This window comes from Gardnerella sp. DNF00257 (assembly GCF_049262745.1).
Taxonomy (GTDB): domain Bacteria; phylum Actinomycetota; class Actinomycetes; order Actinomycetales; family Bifidobacteriaceae; genus Bifidobacterium; species Bifidobacterium piotii.
In genome coordinates, this window is the sequence record NZ_CP058403.1 from 599,929 (window position 1) to 618,488 (window position 18,560).

At 39.7% G+C, this 18,560-nt stretch carries 13 protein-coding genes; 8 read left to right on the plus strand and 5 right to left on the minus strand.

Going from position 1 to position 18,560, the window contains the following annotated elements:
* Positions 1–66 precede the first annotated feature (66 nt).
* The gene (locus HXT23_RS02170) at positions 67–3,213 is read left to right on the plus strand and encodes an alpha-mannosidase (RefSeq protein ID WP_422113025.1); all 3,147 of its coding nucleotides are present in this window, start codon (positions 67–69) and stop codon (positions 3,211–3,213) included.
* Between the two features lie 17 nt (positions 3,214–3,230).
* Positions 3,231–4,196 carry a nucleoside hydrolase gene (locus HXT23_RS02175; RefSeq protein ID WP_415696452.1) on the plus strand — a complete coding sequence of 322 codons (966 nt, stop codon included), beginning with the start codon at positions 3,231–3,233 and terminating at the stop codon, positions 4,194–4,196.
* Positions 4,197–4,343: 147 nt separating this feature from the next.
* Here HXT23_RS02175 and HXT23_RS02180 read toward each other — a convergent pair whose 3' ends face one another.
* Positions 4,344–6,059 (minus strand): acetolactate synthase large subunit, encoded by a 1,716-nt coding sequence (locus tag HXT23_RS02180; protein WP_116285885.1) that lies wholly within the window; start codon positions 6,057–6,059, stop codon positions 4,344–4,346.
* 263 nt (positions 6,060–6,322) lie between these two features.
* Here HXT23_RS02180 and HXT23_RS02185 point away from each other — a divergent pair, with 263 nt between their 5' ends.
* The 3 genes from HXT23_RS02185 (at position 6,323) to HXT23_RS02195 (ending at position 10,177) form a co-directional block, all read left to right on the plus strand.
* Positions 6,323–7,516 carry an SLC13 family permease gene (locus HXT23_RS02185; protein ID WP_032815578.1) on the plus strand — a complete coding sequence of 398 codons (1,194 nt, stop codon included), beginning with the start codon at positions 6,323–6,325 and terminating at the stop codon, positions 7,514–7,516.
* 371 nt (positions 7,517–7,887) lie between these two features.
* Positions 7,888–9,309: a PTS ascorbate transporter subunit IIC gene (locus HXT23_RS02190; protein WP_422113026.1), complete on the plus strand. Its 1,422-nt coding sequence runs from the start codon at positions 7,888–7,890 to the stop codon at positions 9,307–9,309.
* A gap of 139 nt (positions 9,310–9,448) precedes the next feature.
* On the plus strand, positions 9,449–10,177 hold the full coding sequence (locus HXT23_RS02195; RefSeq protein WP_016635561.1) for a GntR family transcriptional regulator: 729 nt from the start codon (positions 9,449–9,451) through the stop codon (positions 10,175–10,177).
* A gap of 107 nt (positions 10,178–10,284) precedes the next feature.
* On the opposite strand, the gene rpsT is transcribed toward HXT23_RS02195, so the two are convergent.
* Complete coding sequence (gene rpsT, locus HXT23_RS02200) at positions 10,285–10,545, minus strand: 30S ribosomal protein S20 (protein ID WP_004130697.1); 261 nt, start codon at positions 10,543–10,545, stop codon at positions 10,285–10,287.
* Positions 10,546–10,727: 182 nt separating this feature from the next.
* Between rpsT and lepA the strand changes: the two genes are divergently transcribed.
* From lepA to HXT23_RS02215, 3 genes are read left to right on the plus strand one after another with little or no spacing between them, the layout of a single operon-like run.
* Positions 10,728–12,608, plus strand: coding sequence for a translation elongation factor 4 (gene lepA, locus HXT23_RS02205; RefSeq protein ID WP_422113027.1), 1,881 nt, complete (start codon positions 10,728–10,730; stop codon positions 12,606–12,608).
* A gap of 53 nt (positions 12,609–12,661) precedes the next feature.
* Complete coding sequence (gene hemW, locus HXT23_RS02210; protein ID WP_415701421.1) at positions 12,662–13,927, plus strand: radical SAM family heme chaperone HemW; 1,266 nt, start codon at positions 12,662–12,664, stop codon at positions 13,925–13,927.
* 45 nt (positions 13,928–13,972) lie between these two features.
* Positions 13,973–14,428 carry a tripartite tricarboxylate transporter TctB family protein gene (locus tag HXT23_RS02215; RefSeq protein ID WP_016808534.1) on the plus strand — a complete coding sequence of 152 codons (456 nt, stop codon included), beginning with the start codon at positions 13,973–13,975 and terminating at the stop codon, positions 14,426–14,428.
* 138 nt (positions 14,429–14,566) lie between these two features.
* Here HXT23_RS02215 and HXT23_RS02220 read toward each other — a convergent pair whose 3' ends face one another.
* From HXT23_RS02220 to HXT23_RS02230, 3 genes are all read right to left on the minus strand, one after another.
* Positions 14,567–14,848, minus strand: a complete 282-nt coding sequence (locus HXT23_RS02220; protein WP_415697267.1) for a type II toxin-antitoxin system YafQ family toxin — start codon at positions 14,846–14,848, stop codon at positions 14,567–14,569.
* Positions 14,845–15,165 carry a type II toxin-antitoxin system RelB/DinJ family antitoxin gene (locus HXT23_RS02225; protein ID WP_116438474.1) on the minus strand — a complete coding sequence of 107 codons (321 nt, stop codon included), beginning with the start codon at positions 15,163–15,165 and terminating at the stop codon, positions 14,845–14,847. The genes HXT23_RS02220 and HXT23_RS02225 overlap by 4 nt, the downstream gene beginning before the upstream one ends.
* A 631-nt stretch (positions 15,166–15,796) precedes the next feature.
* A complete protein-coding gene (locus HXT23_RS02230; protein WP_422113028.1) occupies positions 15,797–18,244 on the minus strand; it encodes an InlB B-repeat-containing protein in 2,448 nt (815 codons plus the stop codon).
* Positions 18,245–18,560 lie beyond the last annotated feature (316 nt).

Below are 18,560 nucleotides of genomic sequence, written 5' to 3' on the forward strand. Positions count from 1 at the left end.
TTTATATACAGAGATACGTTATTTATGTATAAATGTGTAGTTGTGTAAGAAAGAAGTGTAGAAACAATGTTTTTATTACCTGAGCAGCAGTTGAGTCGCTGTACAAGAGTTATGCAACAACGCTTATATCCGTATATAAATACTGTTTTATCGCATTGTAAAATTCTAGCATATGAGATTGCTGGAGAACCTATTTCTTCTGGCGAATTCTTCTCTAAGCTAAAAAGAAACGATATTGCGTTTCGCTCATTTAATGCTCCATGTGTTTGGGGAACAACTTGGGGTACAACGTGGTTTGAAGTTACAGGGTCGATTGATTTTTCAAAGGTAAAAGGGCGCAAAGTTGAGCTAAATGTTGATTTAGGTTGGATTAGCAATCTTTTTCCTGGTTTTCAAGCCGAAGGATTAGTGTATAACGTTGACGGAAGAGTTATAAAAGCTGTAAACCCTTGTAATCATTGGGTTCCATTGATTGATGAGCATAATAATCGTTCTATTAGTATTGATGAAAATGGTAATTTTACTTTATATTTGGAAGCTGCAGACAATCCATTTGTTGAAGGATCTACTCCATTTTCTCCTACTGATTTAGGAGAGCGTGCTACTGGAAAAACTGAATGCCAATATATGTTGAAGTATATTGACGTTACCGTTTTTAATCGCAATATTTTTGATTATTATATGGATCTTGAGACTGTAAGTTCTTTGATGCGCGAATTAAGTGATGATAATCCGCGTTATTGGAAACTAGCTAAAGCTTTACAGCGATCCTTAAACGCGTATGATGAGCATGATTTTTCTACTGTTCAAAATGCTCGTAAAGAGTTGTTTAATGTATTAAGTAGCCCTGCTGCAGCAAGCTCTATAAAGCATACGGCTGTTGGTCATGCTCATATTGATTCTGCTTGGCAATGGCCTGTGCGCGAAACTCATAGAAAAGTTGCGCGCACAATATCTAACGTTTTAGCTCTTATGGATGAGGACCCTGATTTTACTTATGCTATGAGTTCTGCTCAACAATACGAGTGGCTAGAAAACGAGCATCCCGATTTGTTTGAGCGTATGAAAAATAGGATTAAAGAAGGACGTTTTATACCCGTTGGCGGTATGTGGGTTGAGTCTGATGTAATGATGCCATGTGGTGAATCTTTAATTCGCCAAATGACTTTTGGCAAGCGCTATTTTAAGGAGCATCTTGGTGTAAATCCGCATGGCATTTGGCTTCCAGACAGTTTTGGCTATACTGGATCATTGCCTCAAATCGCTCGCCGCGCTGGATTTGATTGGTTTTTAACTCAAAAGCTCTCCTGGAACGATACCACTAAATTCCCACATCATTCTTTCCTTTGGGAAGGAATAGACGGTTCTAGGATTTTAGCTCATTTTCCTCCATCTAATACTTATGCTTCGTCTGTTAGCATGCATGAGTTAGTTTATTCTCAACGCAATTTTTTGGATAAAGATTTATCTGATAACGCAATATTGCTATACGGTTTTGGCGACGGAGGTGGCGGGCCTACTCGCGAAATGACTGCTCGCATTAGGCGCAATCGTAATCTAGAGGGTGCTCCTAGAGTTGATTTCGGCACTCCTGATGAGTTGTTTGAAAAAATACGAAAAGATATTGTTGACGATTCAAATTGCAATACACCAGTGTTTAAGGGTGAGCTTTATCTAGAGTTGCATAGAAAAACTCTTACTTCTCAGCAAGATATGAAGCGCTATTGCAGAATAGAGGAATCATTGTTGCGCGTAGCTGAATATCTTGTTGTTTTAGCTCGAGTTTATGCGCCAGAATACCGTTTTAATAACAATGAGCTTACTAGAATTTGGAAGACTTTATTATTGAACCAGTTCCACGATATTCTTCCAGGCTCCGCTATTGCATGGGTTCATAGGCAAGCTAGAGAAGAATATGCTAGAGATATTTCTTCTTTACGTAAAATTATTTCAGATATTGCTAATGCGATTGTAAAAGCTAACAGCACTAACAGCGCTATTAATATGCGTGAAAATGTAAAGTTATTGACTTATACAGGTAAAAATGATGTTGCTTGGAATTTATATCAATGCAATGAAAGCAGTAAAAATAATAAAACAACTGTAAAACACAAAAATGATGGTGGAATAATTCTTAATAATAGTGTTTTAAGTGTGACTATTGAACGCGATGGCACAGTGTCTTCTGTTAAAGATATTGAATTTAATCGCGAGCTAATTCCATCTGGTTATCACATGGCGCAATACGAGATACTAAAAGATGAGCCGTATCAATGGGATGCGTGGGATGTTGATCGAGATGCGTTTATGAGGAATCGTAAGATTGATGATTCTTCAATTGTTTGTGTTAAAGAACTTCTATCTGGCGGTGTGTCTGTTGAAATCTTGGCATGTAAAAAAGATATAAAGATTAAAACAAATATAGTTTTAGAGCCGTGTGTTAAACGACTTGATTTCCATGCGCAAGTTGATTGGAAAGCTAAAGAGCAATTTTTGAAAGTAGATATGCCAACATCTATATGTTCAAATAATGCGCAATATGAGTGTCAATATGGTTTAGTTGAACGTCCAATAGTAAAAAATACTCGTAGTGACGATGCAAAATTTGAATCATGCACGCATAGGTTTGTTCGCATAGAAGATTCCTCGTATGCTGTTGCTGTTGCGAATTCGTCTACTTATGGCGCTGATGCTTATCCTATTGGCGATTATTCTTCATCTTACGGAACTATGCTCAGATTATCTTTGCTTTCTGCGCCTCTTTACCCAGATCCAAATACGGATCAAGGTAAGCATGAATTTACTTGGTCATTTATTGCTGATGCAAATATGGACTCAGTTTTAAGTGCGGCTAATCTTTTGAATTCGCCAATCGTTGATAAGCTTCCAGATGTAGATCCGCTGTTTACGATTCATAGAAACTCAGGTCTAATTGCATTAGATTGGGTTAAGCTAGCTGACGATTGTTCTGGAGATATAATCTTGCGTATTTACGAGCCATGTGGTGGCTGCGCAAGTGGGCAAATAAAACTCAACAAAATCTTGCGTGCGGACTCAATCGAAGAAGTAGATCTTATGGAAATGCCATTGTTGCACGGTATGCCTATAGCTTTGCACAAGAATAATGATGAGTTAAATATAGAATTACGTCCTTTTCAGCTATGCTCATTGCGTATTCACGTTGCATCTGAAACTACAGTTTCTATTAATTGATAGGATGTTGAGAGTTTATGAAAAATAAAGGAATTTATTCTAAAAAGAAAATAATAATAGATACAGATTGTGGTTCGGATGATGCTATGGCAATTGCCATGGCTTTAAATGATCCTAGATATGAGATATTAATGTTTTGCACTGTATCAGGAAACGTGTGCATGGAACAAGCGACTATTAATACGCTTACTACTATCGAGCATGCTGGTTCATATGAGCCACCTGTATATAAAGGAAGCAGAAGCATGCTCTTACGTGATTTGGCTTATGCTCATGAAACTCATGGTAGAGATGGAATGGGTGATATTGGTCTAGTGCCTCATCGTTTGAAAGAAAGTAATGGTAATGCTGTTTTGAAAATGATTGAAACTTTAAGAAACAGTGAAGATGGTGAAATAGACATTATTGCATTAGGGCCATTAACTAACATTGCTCTAGCTATTAAGGTTGATTATGAAGCGATGAAAAAAGTTGGTCGCATAGTTGTTATGGGATCTGCTGGTTTAGGCCGTGGAAATGTTTCTCCTGTAGCAGAATTCAATATTTGGCAAGATGCAGAAGCCGCAAAGATATTAGTTGACTCTGGTCTTAAAAATATTATGTTTGTTGGATGGGACGCATGCTTGGGAGAATGTATGCTGAATCCACAAGAAATTGCTAATATTCGCAAAAGTGGAGAACTTGGTAAGTTTGTTATTGATTGTAATAGGGAATTAATGGAAATGAATATTAGCCGTTTTGGGGATGCTTATCTAGATATGGCTGATCCATCTGCTGTTGCTGCTGCGTTATATCCTGAATGTATAAGCGAGTGCACAAAATATTATTGCCAAGTTGATGCAACTCCTGGACCAAGTTATGGCTCAGTTCTTGTTGATGCTAATTTCTTCTCTGGTAAAACTCCGAATGTTGAAATATGTAGTAGGCTTAATCCCGAAAAATATAAAAATTACATTTATCGTACTTTGCATGTTGTAGATTAGCAAAATTTGTTTTTACCAACATGCTTTCTATATTGAAATAATATTTAAATACGACCGAGTTTGTTTATGGCTATTCACAAACTTTCTCGGTCGTATTTATATTTAATGCGTATAATTTAATGCGTATATTTTCACTATAAATATACTTTAGTTGCCGAAGTCAATGTCTCCAAGCTTTTCAATAAGCTTCATGTTTTCGCTATAATCCACTGGGCAAGATATAACGTCAACACCGCTTTCTTGAGCCAAAGCCTCTTTAAGCATGTTGTATAAGTCTTCTGGCTTTTGTACAACGTGGCCTCTAGCTCCAAAGCTTTCTGCCAATTTTGGAACATTTGGATTAGTAAAATCAACGTATTCGTGTTCTCCAGCGTGCAAGTCCATCTTCCACTTAATCAAACCGTACGCGTTATCTTCCCAAACCAAAACCACCATTCTAGAACCAACGCGAACAGCGGTTTCAATCTCTTGAACGTTCATCATAAAGCTGCCGTCGCCCATAACAGCAAGAACAGGCTTTGTGTTGATTTTTCCACTATTATCTTTAATGAATGATGCTCCAACAGCTCCAGGCAAAGTCCAAGCCATTGTAGAAAGACTGTTGTCTATAATGCACGTATTTGGATGCATTGTTGGGTAAAGTCTTGCCATCCACATTTTTAGTGCGCCCGTATCTACAAGAACCTTAGTTCCTTCTGCAACAGCACGACGAGTATCGTAAACAACGCGCTGAGGCTTCATAGGAATGCTGTTATCGTTTTCAAACGAACGCAACTCGTCTGTAATCATTTGACGAATCTTTGGGTGAGTTACGTCAAAAGTAACGTTTCTATCTTTAAGCACACTTGTAAGCGCTTTAAGCGTTTGAGCAATATCTGCCATAATGTTTAGTGCAGTAGGGTAGTGAGCGTCTGTGTCTTCAACAAATGTGTTTATGTGAATAATCGTCTTGTCAATATTTGGATTAATCTTCTTAGGGTCAAATTGCTGAATTGAGAATCCTACAGCAATAATCAAATCTGCTGTGTCGAAAGCAAAATTCTCATAATCTCTATGCATAAATCCAACTACGCCAAGAGCGTTCGGGTGATTATCTGGGAACACGCCTTTGCCTTCAAACGTTGTTGCAACTGGAACATTAAGCTGTTCTGCAAAATCTAGAAGCTGTTCTTGAGCGTGGCTTCTTGCAACGCCGTTTCCTGCAAGAATAATCGGCCTTTTTGCTTGGCTAATTATTTTAGCAGCTTCGTAAATTGTGTCTGGAGCTGGAAGAATATGCAACGGCTTTGGAAGCGGAAGTGGCTTTGCATCTTCTGGCACGCTCATTTCGCTAATATCTTCTGGAATAACAAGGCATGTTGCTCCTGGGCGCTTTCTTTGAGCGATTGAGAAAGCTTTGCGAACCATTTCTGGAGCTGTGCTTGGAGCAAGCATCATAGAAGACCATTGAGTGATTGGTTGGAATAGTGCTACTAAATCAATGATTTGGTGAGATTCCTTGTAAAGTCTAGATACGTTTCCTTGAGCGCATATTGCAACAAGCGGAGTTGTGCTTGCATTTGCTTGAGCTACAGGAAGCGTAAGATTTAGTGCTCCAGGCCCCAGCGTTGCCAAGCATACGCCTGGCTTTCCAGTAATATGTGCATAAGTTGCGGCCATAAAGCCTGCGCCTTGCTCGTGGCGAGTAAGCACAAAGCGTATGTTTCCATTTCGCTCAATTGCCTCTAAAAGCGGAATATTTTCTTCTCCTGGGATTCCAAAAACAACCTCAACGCCTTCGTTTACAAGGCATTCTACGATTAAGTCTGCTGTGTTTCTTTTATGGCTTGCTGTTTTTTGAGCTTGCGATTCTTGATTTGTCATAATTGCGTTTCTCGCTTTGTGCTTAATGTGCTTGTTAGCCTTACGACTTCTTTTCCATTTATAATATAAGACTCTAAGACATGTGCATTTTGCGCGTGTCACAAAAATGGGCGGATTTTTACATATTCGCTTTGTGGCAAAACTAAAGCGCTTTTAGCACCCTGTGCCTTGTTATTTCAACGATTTTGTCGGGAATTTTTGCCTCTTTGGATTGGGTTTCTTATACAATTGAAAGAGTCGTTTATTTTAGTTGCGGAGGAATGATGAGGCGTTGGCTTCTGAATTTGGTCAAATGTGAGACCATCCTTATTGTGGCCGCCGTTTTAGCTGTTATTTCTTGTTTTTTCGTTCCGCCTGATGCGCAATATTTTAGTTACATTCACGTAAACACTATTTCTCAACTTGTTTGCTTAATGATGGTTGTTTGCGGATTCCAACGAATAGGCGTTTTTAGAAGCATTGGCGCGAATCTTCTTAGAAGAGTTAGGACTGAGCGCGGATTAGTTCTTGTTCTTATGTCTCTAACGTTTTTCTCGGCAATGCTTATTACTAACGATGTTGCTCTTGTGACTTTTGTTCCTTTTGCGATTTCTGTTTTAATGATGGCGAATGCCGAAAAGCACGCGATTCTTATTGTTACTTTAATGACGATTGGTGCAAACGTTGGAAGCATGCTAACTCCTATTGGCAATGCGCACAATTTGTATCTTAAAGCGCTTACTGGAATGTCTACTGGCGACTTTCTTTCCATTATGGCTCCGTACACGCTTACTGCTGCGATTCTTATGATTGCGTTTGCGTTTGTGTTCTTTAGTTCTAGAAAAGTCGATCAGTTTGAAGGATTGCACGGAGACGACATTGAGCAAGGCGTTTTAGCTCCGCATTCTAAATCACCTAAGCCAGACGAGATTCGCGTTATGGGCTACGGTGTTGGCTTTACTCAATGGCGAGTTGTTATTTACAGCCTTTTGTTTATTTTGTGTTTGTGTGGAGTAGCTGGCTGGATTCCAGACTGGATTATGGTTTTGGCAGTTGTTATTGCCTTTATTGTTTGCGATTCGCATGTGTTCCGCGCTTTGGATTGGGCTTTGCCTCTTACGTTTATAATGTTCTTCATTTTTATTGGAAACATGCGCAGGGTTCCTGGATTTACCGAGATTGCGCAAATGTGGGTTGGCTCTCACCCTATGGAAGTTTCGGTTGTTTCTAGTCAAATGATTAGTAACGTTCCAACAACTATTTTGCTTTCTGGATTCTGCGACCAATGGAAGATGCTTATTATTGGCACTAATCTTGGCGGCATGGGAACGCTTATTGCGTCTATGGCGTCTTTGATTTCGTACAAGAGTATTACGCATAAGTATCCTCATAATAAGGGTCGCTATTTGCTTATGTACACAATTGTGAATCTTCTTTTCTTAGCTGTTTTGATTGGCTTAGCTTGGATTATTGAGTAGTTTCTGGCGTGTCTTTTTAAGAATTATTGTGATTATTTTCACATATTTTTAAGTTATTGACGAATAAAAGACTATTAATTTTCAGATTATATACGATTTTGTTATATTATTTTCTGTTAAATCACGATTATGCATAATAATTTTCATTTTATTTGTGATATGCCTAAAAATCGCCATAAATTGGATATAACGTTATAACAAATTTATGTCTTGGCTTATCTATTATTATGACTTTTGAATTAAATAAATTCGAGCATTCTGGTTTGACTTATTTGACTCAGTTAATTACACTATCTCTCTTGTAATTTTCGTTTCATGCCAAAATGCGTCTAAAAATATTAAATATTAACATACAAAATAAGGAGAGAACTGTGAACGGTATTCTTCCTATACTGCTCGATGTTTTCCGTCAACCAGCTGTAATAGTTGCGATGATTTCTTTGATTGGACTTGCAGTTCAAGGCAAAAGTATTTCCAACATTGTACAAGGTTCAATTCGTACAATGGTTGGATTTTTGGTTTTGGCTGCAGGATCTGGCGTTGTAACTCAAGCGCTTGATCCATTTGGAAGCATGTTCCAATATGCTTTCCACGTTCAAGGTGTAGTTCCAAACAATGAGGCAATTATTGGAACCGTTCTTTTAAAGTACGGCTCAGAATCTGCTCTCATCTTCTTCTTTGGAATGATTGTAAACATTATTCTTTCTCTAACATCTCGTTTCAAATTCATTTATCTAACTGGTCACGTTGCTTTCTACATGGCTAGTATGATTGCAGTAATCTTCAATGTTGCAGGTTTTAATACTTTAACTCTTATTGTTATTGGTTCTCTTGCACAAGGCTTATTGATTACGATTTCTCCAGCGTTGGTGCAATCGTTTATGCGTAAAGCTTCCGCCAAAGATGACGTAGCTCTTGGTCACCCTGCTAGCAGTGGTGTTCTTATTGGAACTTTAGTTGCAAAGCTTACGCGCTCTAAAAAGCATCCGTCTAAGTCTACTGAAGATATTAAGTTCCCATCTGCTCTTGGATTCTTAAAAGATACAACTGTTTTGATTGCGCTTTCAATGGCAGTTATTTACGTTGTGGTTGCTCTTTTTGCGGGCCCTGAGTTTATTGAGACTAAGCTTTCTGGCGGCCAGAACTTTATTGTGTTCGTTATTCTTAAAGCAGCAATGTTCTCTGCAGGCGTTTTTGTTATTCTTGCAGGCGTTCAAGTTGTTTTAGATGAGATTGTTCCAGCATTTAAGGGAATATCCGAAAAATTGGTTAAAAATGCTAAGCCAGCATTGGATGCTCCTATGACATTCGGTTTTGCTCCAAACGCCGTTCTTATTGGATTCCTTGCAAGCTTTGCAGGTGGAATTGTTGGAATGGTCATTATGGCCTTGGCTGGCACAACGGTTGTTATTCCAGGAATTGTTGCGCACTTTATGGCAGGTGGCGTTACGGGAGTGTTTAGCAATGGTCAGGCAGGTAGAAGAGGATGCGTTATAGGCGGTTTTGTTAATGGCCTTGTTATTACATTCTTGCCTTTGCTTCTTTTGCCTGTTTTGGGAAATCTTGGCTCTGCAAACTCAACCTATTCCGACGCTGACTATGGTGTAGCAGGAGTAATATTTGGCTACTCAAATGTTGCTGGAGGAAGGATTCTGCTTATTGTTGCAATCGCTATTCTATACGTTCTTTTCTATGCGTCGTCAATAATATTGACTCGTTTAGAAAACAAAAAAGTTAAATCGCTAGCAACAAACAATTCTGCTTCTAGCGCGTCGGATTACATATTGGACTAATAAACTGATACTATTAGTTCTATATGTATTCAAAAGCATTTTTGTAAGAATTGTCGTAGAATCATAAGGCTTAAGAATCGTAGGATTTTAGGCAATTCTTACAATTGTTTTTCTAATCATTCTGTTTGGAGAGTGAATTGTGACTGAAGGTGTGCCTAAATATGTAGCAGTGCGCGATAATCTTAGAAAGCGCATTGATTTAATGAAGCCGCAGGAGCAGCTCCCTCCAGAATTAGAATTATGCAAACAATACAACGTTAGTAGAATAACACTTAGGCATGCAGTAGATAGTTTGATACTAGAAGGCTTGCTTGTTAGAATCCAAGGAAAAGGAACTTTTAGAGCAAAGAATATTGTTCATAGCTCTAATCGAGAAGTTATATCAGATAAAATTCAAGGATTCTATCAAAATTATTCCGAAAACAATACAAACGTGCGAATCAAGGTTATTCAAAACAGCATTGTTAAAGACGAGTCGGCTGCGCATAAGCTTGGTTTAGACGAATCAGAAGATTTGATTTGCATAAAGCGACTAAAATACGTTGATAACGTTTTATCAAGTTATATTGTTGTTTATCTTTCGGCATCTAGATTCCCTAAGGTTTTGAATATCGATTTTTCTAAGCAATCAATAGTGAATTTCTTGGAAAGTGATTATGCTGTAAAGCTTTACGAAAATGATTTATTAATTCGCGTTGAACAGTTATGCGACGATATGTCTGAATTTTTGCATGTTGAGCCAAAAACTCCAGCGCTTACTGTTGAGTCGATTGTTAAAGATTCTTTTGGCTCTATAATCGCCTTTGGCGTTGGTATACATACGCCTAATTATGGAGATATTCAGTTTAAGATGCACGTTAGCTCGTGAGTTTTTGTGCTATTTTCTTTCTTTAGAATACAAAAATCCCCGTTGCCAAATGAAATCAATGGTAGCGGGGATTTTTCAAACTCTAATCAATTCGCAATATGCGATTATTAAAGAGCGTTGATTGCTACAGCAAGACCAGACTTGCGGTTTGCAGCCTGATTCTTGTGAATCACGCCACGGCCTGCAGCCTTATCGAGCTTCTGAGAAGCTACTGCAAAAGCGGCCTGTGCGGCAGCCTTGTCACCAGCGGAAATGGCTTCGCGAGTAGCGCGGATAGCAGTCTTCAAAGCAGACTTCACTGCCACGTTACGCTTGTGTGCCTTTTCATTGGTGAGCACGCGCTTTTTCTGCGACTTAATGTTTGCCACTATTACTCCAAACGACGTTTACTATACTAAGGACATACAGTGTGCAAGCATAGCATGGTTTATGGATAAGTGTTTCTAGAGTAGTCAAGTGTTTCTAGGGTAGTCAAGTTGCTAACATTAGTTAGTTGCAATACTTTTCGCATATTTGATTGCTCGTATAGTCTTAAAAGGAGATATTTGCTTTGATTACACCGCATAACCAGCCAGGATTTACGGATCAATCGCTGATACGCAACTTCTGCATTATTGCGCATATAGATCACGGCAAGTCTACCGTAGCAGATCGCATTTTGCAGCTTTCGGGAATTGTGCCAGAGCGCGAGATGCGAGACCGATTTTTGGACCGCATGGATATTGAGCAAGAGCGCGGAATCACTATTAAATCGCAAGCTGTTCGAGTTCCGTGGACTTTTGACGGCAAAGAGTACTCGCTTGGAATGATTGATACTCCAGGTCATGTTGATTTTACTTACGAAGTTTCGCGTGCGCTTGCAGCTTGCGAAGGTGCAGTTTTGCTTGTGGATGCAACGCAAGGTATTGAAGCGCAGACGCTTTCTAACCTTTATATGGCAATCGAACACGATTTAACGATTATTCCTGTATTAAACAAAATCGATTTACCTAGTGCGGAGCCAGACAAGCATGCAGAAGAAATAGCTGGCTTAATTGGATGCAAGCCTAGCGAAGTTTTGCGCGTTTCTGGCAAAACTGGCGAAGGTGTAAAAGATCTTCTCGACCAAATCGTACTGGAAGTGCCATCTCCTAGTGGAAATCCTGATGGCGCTGCTCGTGCGCTTATTTTTGACTCCGTCTACGATTCTTATCGCGGAATTGTCACCTATATTCGTATGGTTGATGGCGAGCTTAAATCGCGTGAAAAGCTTCACATGATGGGCATTGGCATGACGCACGATCCTATTGAAATCGGCGTTATTAGCCCAGATATGACTCCAACAAAGGCGCTTGGAGCGGGAGAAGTCGGCTACGTAATTACGGGTGCAAAAGACGTTAGCCAGTCTAAAGTTGGCGACACAATTACTAGTGCTGCACATCCTGCGTCTAAGCCTTTGGAGGGCTACAGAGACCCTAAGCCTATGGTTTATGCTGGCTTATTCCCAATCGATAACGCGCAATTCCCAGAGCTTAGAGACGCGCTAGATAAGCTAAAACTTAACGATGCTGCTCTTATTTACGAGCCAGAAACGTCTGTTGCGTTGGGCTTTGGTTTCCGTTGCGGATTCTTAGGTTTGTTGCACATGGAGATTGTTTCCGAGCGTTTAAGCCGCGAGTTTGGCTTGGATCTTATTTCAACTGCTCCAAACGTAACTTACGACGTTACAAGCGAAGATGGTACCGAGCATCATGTGACTAATCCTAGCGAGTTTCCAGAAGGCAAAATCAAGCGCATTATTGAGCCAATGGTTGCTGCCGACATTATTGCTCCAAAAGATTTTATTGGTGCGATTATGGATTTGTGCCAAGATCATCGCGGAGAAATGGGCACAATGGAATACATTAGTGCCGACCGCGTGGAAATGCACTACAGGATTCCTCTTGCGGAAATTGTTTTTGACTTCTTCGATCAGCTTAAAAGCCGCACAAAGGGCTACGCTTCTCTTGACTACCACGAAGATGGAGAGCAAGCTGCAGATCTTGTTAAGGTAGATATTCTTATTCAAGGAGATAAGGTCGACGCTTTTAGTGCGATTGTTCACCGAGATAAGGCTTATTCTTACGGCGTTATGATGACTAAGAAGCTTCGCGGGCTTATTCCTCGCCAGCAGTTTGAGATTCCAATTCAGGCTGCGATTGGCTCGCGTATTATTGCGCGCGAAACGATTAGTGCGCTTAGAAAAGACGTGCTCGCTAAGTGCTACGGCGGCGATATTACGCGTAAGCGCAAGCTTCTAGAAAAACAGAAGGCTGGTAAGAAGCGCATGAAGATGCTTGGGCACGTTGAAGTTCCGCAAGAAGCGTTTGTTGCAGCTTTAGCTACAGACGATAGCGCAAACGATAGAGACACTAAAGATAAGATTCGCGCTGCGCAAAAATCCGAAGGCTGAGGCTTATATTGAATTTTGAATCGAACAATACTAGTGAAGATTCGCGTTCAATCATGCCTTTTGAAGTGTACGTGCATGTGCCATTTTGCTTGCGTCGATGCGGTTACTGCGATTTTAACACGTATACAGCTCGAGATTTGGGAGAAGGCGCAAGTCGAAGTGGGTACGCGGATGTTGCGATTCGCGAGATGCGTCTTGTAAAAAAGTGGCAAGAATTTCACGGGATTTTCGAGCCTAAAGCGCAATCTGTTTTCTTTGGTGGCGGCACTCCGACTGTTCTTAAAGCGCAAGATTTAGTGCGAATTTTGCGCGAAATCAGCGAATTGTGGGGCATTATGCCTGGTGCAGAAGTCACTACGGAAGCAAACCCAGACACTGCAGACGAGCATTATGTTGAAGAGCTTGCAAAAGGCGGATTTACGCGAATATCTTTTGGAATGCAATCGGCTGTGCCGCATGTGCTAAAAACGCTTGACCGCACGCATACGCCAGAAAACGTAGAGCGCGGAGTTAAGGCGGCGAACGCTTGTGGCTTGCGTTCGAGTGTTGATTTGATTTATGGCGCGCCAGGGGAGAGCATAGATGATTGGCGAAAGTCTGTAGAAATGGCTTTGAGCCTGGGTGTTAACCACGTTTCTGCGTATGCGCTAACAGTAGAGCCGCGCACAAAAATGGGTCGCCAGATTGCTGCTGGCACAATTCAAGCGCCAGATGACGATGATGAAGCAGCAAAATACGAGTTGGCAGATAGTCTTTTTAGTTCTGCTGGCCTAGAGTGGTATGAGATTTCTAACTGGGCGCGCCCTGGTTTTGAGTCTCGTCACAACCTTGGATATTGGAAGAACATTGATTGGGCAGGAATTGGTCCTGGAGCTCATTCGCATTACAATTCAGCGAGCGGTCTTAATAAGCAAAGCATGGATGATTGTGCTGTTTTAGCGGATTCAAGCAAGTTTTACAATCTTAGATCTTGGGATATTTTGCATCCAAAACGCTGGGCGCAGGCGATTAATGCAGGAAACGTGCCTTGGCAAAACTACGAGTGCATAAATAGTGAAGATGCGTTAATAGAAGAGGTAATGCTTGGGTTGCGCATTAGGGAAGGACTTAGTGTTGATGAATTGTGCGCAAAGATGCGTAAAGCCAATTGCGAATTTGACGATTCGTATTTGCAAAAAGTGCTAATCGAAGTGTGTAAAGAAGATTTGGCAGTGTTGCGCGAAAATCATATTATTGCCACTCAAAAAGGGCGTTTATTAAACGATTTATTAATCGAAAAAATTGTTGACGCGTGCCAAAATGGCTTAGTTATGCGCTAAAATGATTCGTATTGTGTGAAAATTCAATGCAGAAAGGAATCAGTCATGGCAAACCGCAAGGAGCGTAGAGCAAAAGCCAGGCAGAGTCGTAGGGGAATCCCATCTCAATACGATCAGACGAATGGTCGCGGTCGCGGTGGAATGATTGACGAGTACAATTTGCAAGAACATTCAAGAAGACTTCAAGAAAATGGCGTTGATGGATGGAAGCCATCTTCTAGCGTTACGCAAAGCCAGAACAAGATGGAACGCAATATTAAGCGCGCGCAGGCTGGAGACGATACGTGGAATGCTGTTCGCAAGGTTATTGGCGTGTGCTCTTGGGCTGTTCTTTTGCTTTCTGCGTTTGCGTTCTTGGTGATTATGTGGCTGCCGAGCCAACCAATGGTGCTTGTTGTAACGATTGCTGTGTTGTTTGCTTTGGGCGTGTTTGGGCTGTTCTTTAGTTTTAGTAACGCTAAGCAAAATCCGCGTCTCGACGAGCACGGCACTGCGATTTAAGTGTATTTAGGTCGATTTATGTGTGTTTATAGATAGATAAAACTGTTTTTAATAAATTAATAAATTAAGGCGGGCACTTTGGTAACGCAATGTGCTCGCCTTATTTGTTTTTATTTCGATTTGCTATTTCTTAAAAATCTATTCGTTAAATACGTCTGAGTGTGTTCCTGTTCGAGAAAGTACAAGCACTACGTCATCGTTATCTATGCGATATATAAGCAGCCAGTCTGGCTTTACATGGCATTCTCGAAATCCTAAATAGTTTCCTGTAAGTGCGTGGTCGCAGTATCTTTCAGCAAGCTTTTCTTGCGATGCAATCATTCGCACTACACTATCTAAGAGTCTTATATCGTATCCTCGTTTTTTGATTCTTTTAAGATCTCTTTTGAATGAATTTAATAATACGACTTTTAGGCTCATTTTAGTGCGTCCTCCAATGCTTCGGTAACATTGTCGTAGCGCTTGTACTCTTCTGGATGCGCTTTCATGTAGTCATATTCCTTAAACGCGGCGATTGTTTCTTTATTGTATTTTGGCTGTTTTAAGTCGAATGGGAGCCCTTCTACCATAAGCGATTTGTGTAAGAACATGTTGATTGCATCGCTTAGAGTTATGCCGAAGCTGGCGAATAGTTCTTCTGCTTGTGCTTTAACTTCTTTTGTAACTCGCACGTTAATGCTTGCGGTTTTTGCTGAGGACTTTGCTGGTGTTGCTGTTGCGGTTGCGCTGATTGCCATAATATGCTCCTTGATTTTATACTTATAATTTTTGCTTCTATAAGTGCGTTAGTTTTTTGACTCGTTAATTTTGTTTGTTTTTGATTTGTTTTTCTAGCTTTTCTAGTTTCGCTAGTTTCGCTAGTTTTTCTAGTTTTTGATATTCAGCTATCAACTTTTATTACATTCTACAATGTATTGCACTGTTTTACAATATGCTATAAACGTTTTACAATATATTACGATTGTATTACATTTACTGCCTGCTGCTCTTGTTACAAGATACGCTTTCTTGCAATGTGTGCGCTTATTTAAGTAGCAAGTCCGTAAGGTTAATCGCCTTAATGCCGTCGTAAGAGTTATAGTGTCAAAATTTGTAAAAATTCAAAGTTTTTGAATCTTTCGTCAAAAACTTTTGTATTTTGGTAACTTTTTGAATTCTGCGTCAAAAACTTTTAGACGTCTGGGTTAAAATCTTTTTGTGAAGCATAAGCAAGTTTCTGTTTTTATGTGTCTTTGTGCGCTAGTTGTTTGGTTAAGCGTTTGTGCTAATCGCAGAGCATAAATTCTATAAAACGAGGCGGGCACTTTGGTAACGCAATGTGCTCGCCTCAATTTTTATGTGTTTTATTTCGTGCGCTATGCTTATAGATTATTTTTTGCTTTTTGCAATAAGCGATGTTAATAGCGTTGTTAGCGCGATTGTTGTAATTATAGCCGTTATTGAAAGTGCGAGAGAATTGTCTACGCCTGTTCTTGGCAGTGTATTTTGCATGGCAGTGCCAAGTTTATCTACAACGCCTCTTTTATTTGAATTGGCAGAATCGTTAGTTTGATTTGAATTAGTTGATTCTAACGATTTTGATTTATTGTCGCGCCTGTTTTGAGCATTAACATTGTTCGATTGATTGCCACTGCTTTTATGATTACTTTCCTCTTCTGAGCCATTATCTAAGTCGAGACTTGAGCCGTTTTCAGAGTTGTTATTTGGATCATGCGAGTCCTGCGGATCTTCTGTATTGGAATCCTTAGTGTAAACTGCGTATACCGTAATGTCGGATGTTACAGCTGTTGTGCCTAAGAACTTATCGCCTGTTCCGTCTGCTTTTGTATTCCACTCCTTAAACGTATAACCCGCTTTAGTAGGATTTTTTGGCATAGACTGATTCTTTAAGGAATCGCCTTCAATAGTCTTTCCAACTTCTACTTCAACAGTCGCAATAGTGTTTTCTCCGTCTTTGAATGTTACTTTTTTAAGTACAGGAATAAACTTCCACGTTCCAACCAAAGTAATGTTTTTGTTTACATTTTCAATAGTTGTAACAGGCTTGCCTTTTCCGTCAATCTTCCATCCAGCGTTTTCGTCAAAGATCCACGTGCCGGTCTTCTTAGTGCCATCGCCAACTACTTCTGGATAAGGCTCAAATGTTGAATTGTCTGTTGTATGCAAAGTAGCGTTATCAATTGTAATTGATTTGTCTTTATAAACATTAATTGGCTTTAGTGCATACTGCTCATTAATGTAATCAGGAAGCGTTCGGTCAGGAGTTCCACTTTCAAACTTGAAATCAACTTTGTATGGAACTTCTACAGAAATTTCTGATTTTTCTTCGTTAAATTTAACGTTAAAAGGTATAAGCTTTTCTGAGTCGTCCGCTACAAGCCTTCTATATACGTAATTGATTTTTCCAGATAGTTCGCCTTGCGCTGATCCTTCGATTTGGTAGGTTTTTCCAGCTTGCGCGTTGCTGTTAAACCATACAGGAATAAACTTAATCTTTATCTCATCAACTAAATTGTTAATCCTATGTTTAATCTCATCGTACGAGTAGGCGTATGGCTTCATTAGCTGATCGCCTCTGTACCAGTCTTTTAGGTATGCAGTTGCAGTAATAGTATTACCCTCTTCTTTTACATCTTTGAGTGCAAAATCACCATAATCACCTAAAAGCGATGTTGGGTCGTTTCTCACGCCACCAATTTTCATTGGGTAATGTATTTTTGGTTCGCTAGGAAGCTCTCTACTAGGCGATAACGATATTTCTTCTGGCAACTTAAACGTGAGTTTAATTGATACGTTTAAATCAGATACGTACACTCTTGAAACGTCGTTAATCTTTGTTTTTAGCCATTTTTCAACGTTTTCTAAAGAGGATTTGAATGGTTCACTGCTAATTTTAGCGTTTATTTCAAGACCATCTCTAGTTATAAGAGGAGAGCTGTAATCTTCGTACGTAACTTTTTGAGCAGTTCCCGAAAAACCGAATTTTCCGATTGATGTAATGTCTTTTTTATTGTGTCCGTCTGTTAAATCCCCGCTGTAAATAAGCTGATTATAGTCTTGTTTTGTTGTATCAAGAGGATCACTTATTGTACGTTCACCGCCAAGAAGTGGAATGTTCAGCTCGCGAGTAATATATGTGAACCCGAATCCAGGCACCCAGTTTTCACCATCTTTTCTGTACAGATTTAAAACGCCTGTACCAGTAATGTTTTTATTTTGAACTTGGTCAAGTGAGCTTTTTGTAAACGAAAAATGAGCTGTTAGCTTTACAGTTTTGGAATCACTAGAATTAGATAAATTTTCCCACGTGTTTTCTTTTAAATTAGCAATAAGCGTGATTGTATTTTTATGGCGATGAGAGATTTTTGCGCTCGCTGATTTAACGAGTGAAGATTGATTCTCAACGCCTGCATCTTCTTGCCATTCAATAGGTTCAGGCAAAGATAGCGAGTAGCTAAAATCAAGCTTAGCTTTTTCTTGTTTACAAGATTCTTTTAACTTATCAGTGAATTCATTTTCGCAAGATTTCATTTGATCCTTAGTTGCTTTAAGAACCTTGTTGAACGGAATGTCTAGCATAAGAGTTCCAGAATAATTAGTAGCGTCGCTGCTGTTTGCGTCTACGATAGCTCCCGACGCATTCTTTGCAGTGACGTTTAGAGAAGCATATTTTCCAACTTCTAACAGTGGGCTATTAACGTTTAATCCACCGTAGAATGGCCCAGGAATGTCTTGAGTGTCTTGATTATTTTGAATATTGCTATTGGTGTTTGCAAACGATGCTTTGGAAAATGCAGTTAATGACGATGTGAACAACCCCCCCCCCCAAGGCAAAAATTAGGAAAGAGGTTAGAAATTTTCGTTTCAAAAAGAAAATAGTATGCCCGTGTTTCATTGATTGACTTCTCTCCGTATAGATGTGCCCAACTACAATACGAATCAATAGTTTATCATCTCAGCGTTTATTTATGCAATAGTTTATAAGTTGTTTATTCTTGTATGCCTTGTGTTGTATGCCTTGCAATGATTGATATTCTATTAAAAAATGTATTGGGTGGCAAAATGGATGAAACAATAGCTTGGGGAGATAAAAGTACAAAATCTAGCAAAGGCTGATTATACGGATAAACTT

Coding starts and splice junctions, on each gene's coding strand:
- HXT23_RS02170 (WP_422113025.1), top strand. CDS start 67: ATGTTTTTATTACCTGAGCAGCAGTTGAGTCGCTGTACAAGAGTTATG.
- HXT23_RS02175 (WP_415696452.1), top strand. CDS start 3,231: ATGAAAAATAAAGGAATTTATTCTAAAAAGAAAATAATAATAGATACA.
- HXT23_RS02180 (WP_116285885.1), bottom strand. CDS start 6,059: ATGACAAATCAAGAATCGCAAGCTCAAAAAACAGCAAGCCATAAAAGA.
- HXT23_RS02185 (WP_032815578.1), top strand. CDS start 6,323: ATGAGGCGTTGGCTTCTGAATTTGGTCAAATGTGAGACCATCCTTATT.
- hemW (WP_415701421.1), top strand. CDS start 12,662: ATGCCTTTTGAAGTGTACGTGCATGTGCCATTTTGCTTGCGTCGATGC.
- HXT23_RS02215 (WP_016808534.1), top strand. CDS start 13,973: ATGGCAAACCGCAAGGAGCGTAGAGCAAAAGCCAGGCAGAGTCGTAGG.
- HXT23_RS02220 (WP_415697267.1), bottom strand. CDS start 14,848: ATGAGCCTAAAAGTCGTATTATTAAATTCATTCAAAAGAGATCTTAAA.
- HXT23_RS02225 (WP_116438474.1), bottom strand. CDS start 15,165: ATGGCAATCAGCGCAACCGCAACAGCAACACCAGCAAAGTCCTCAGCA.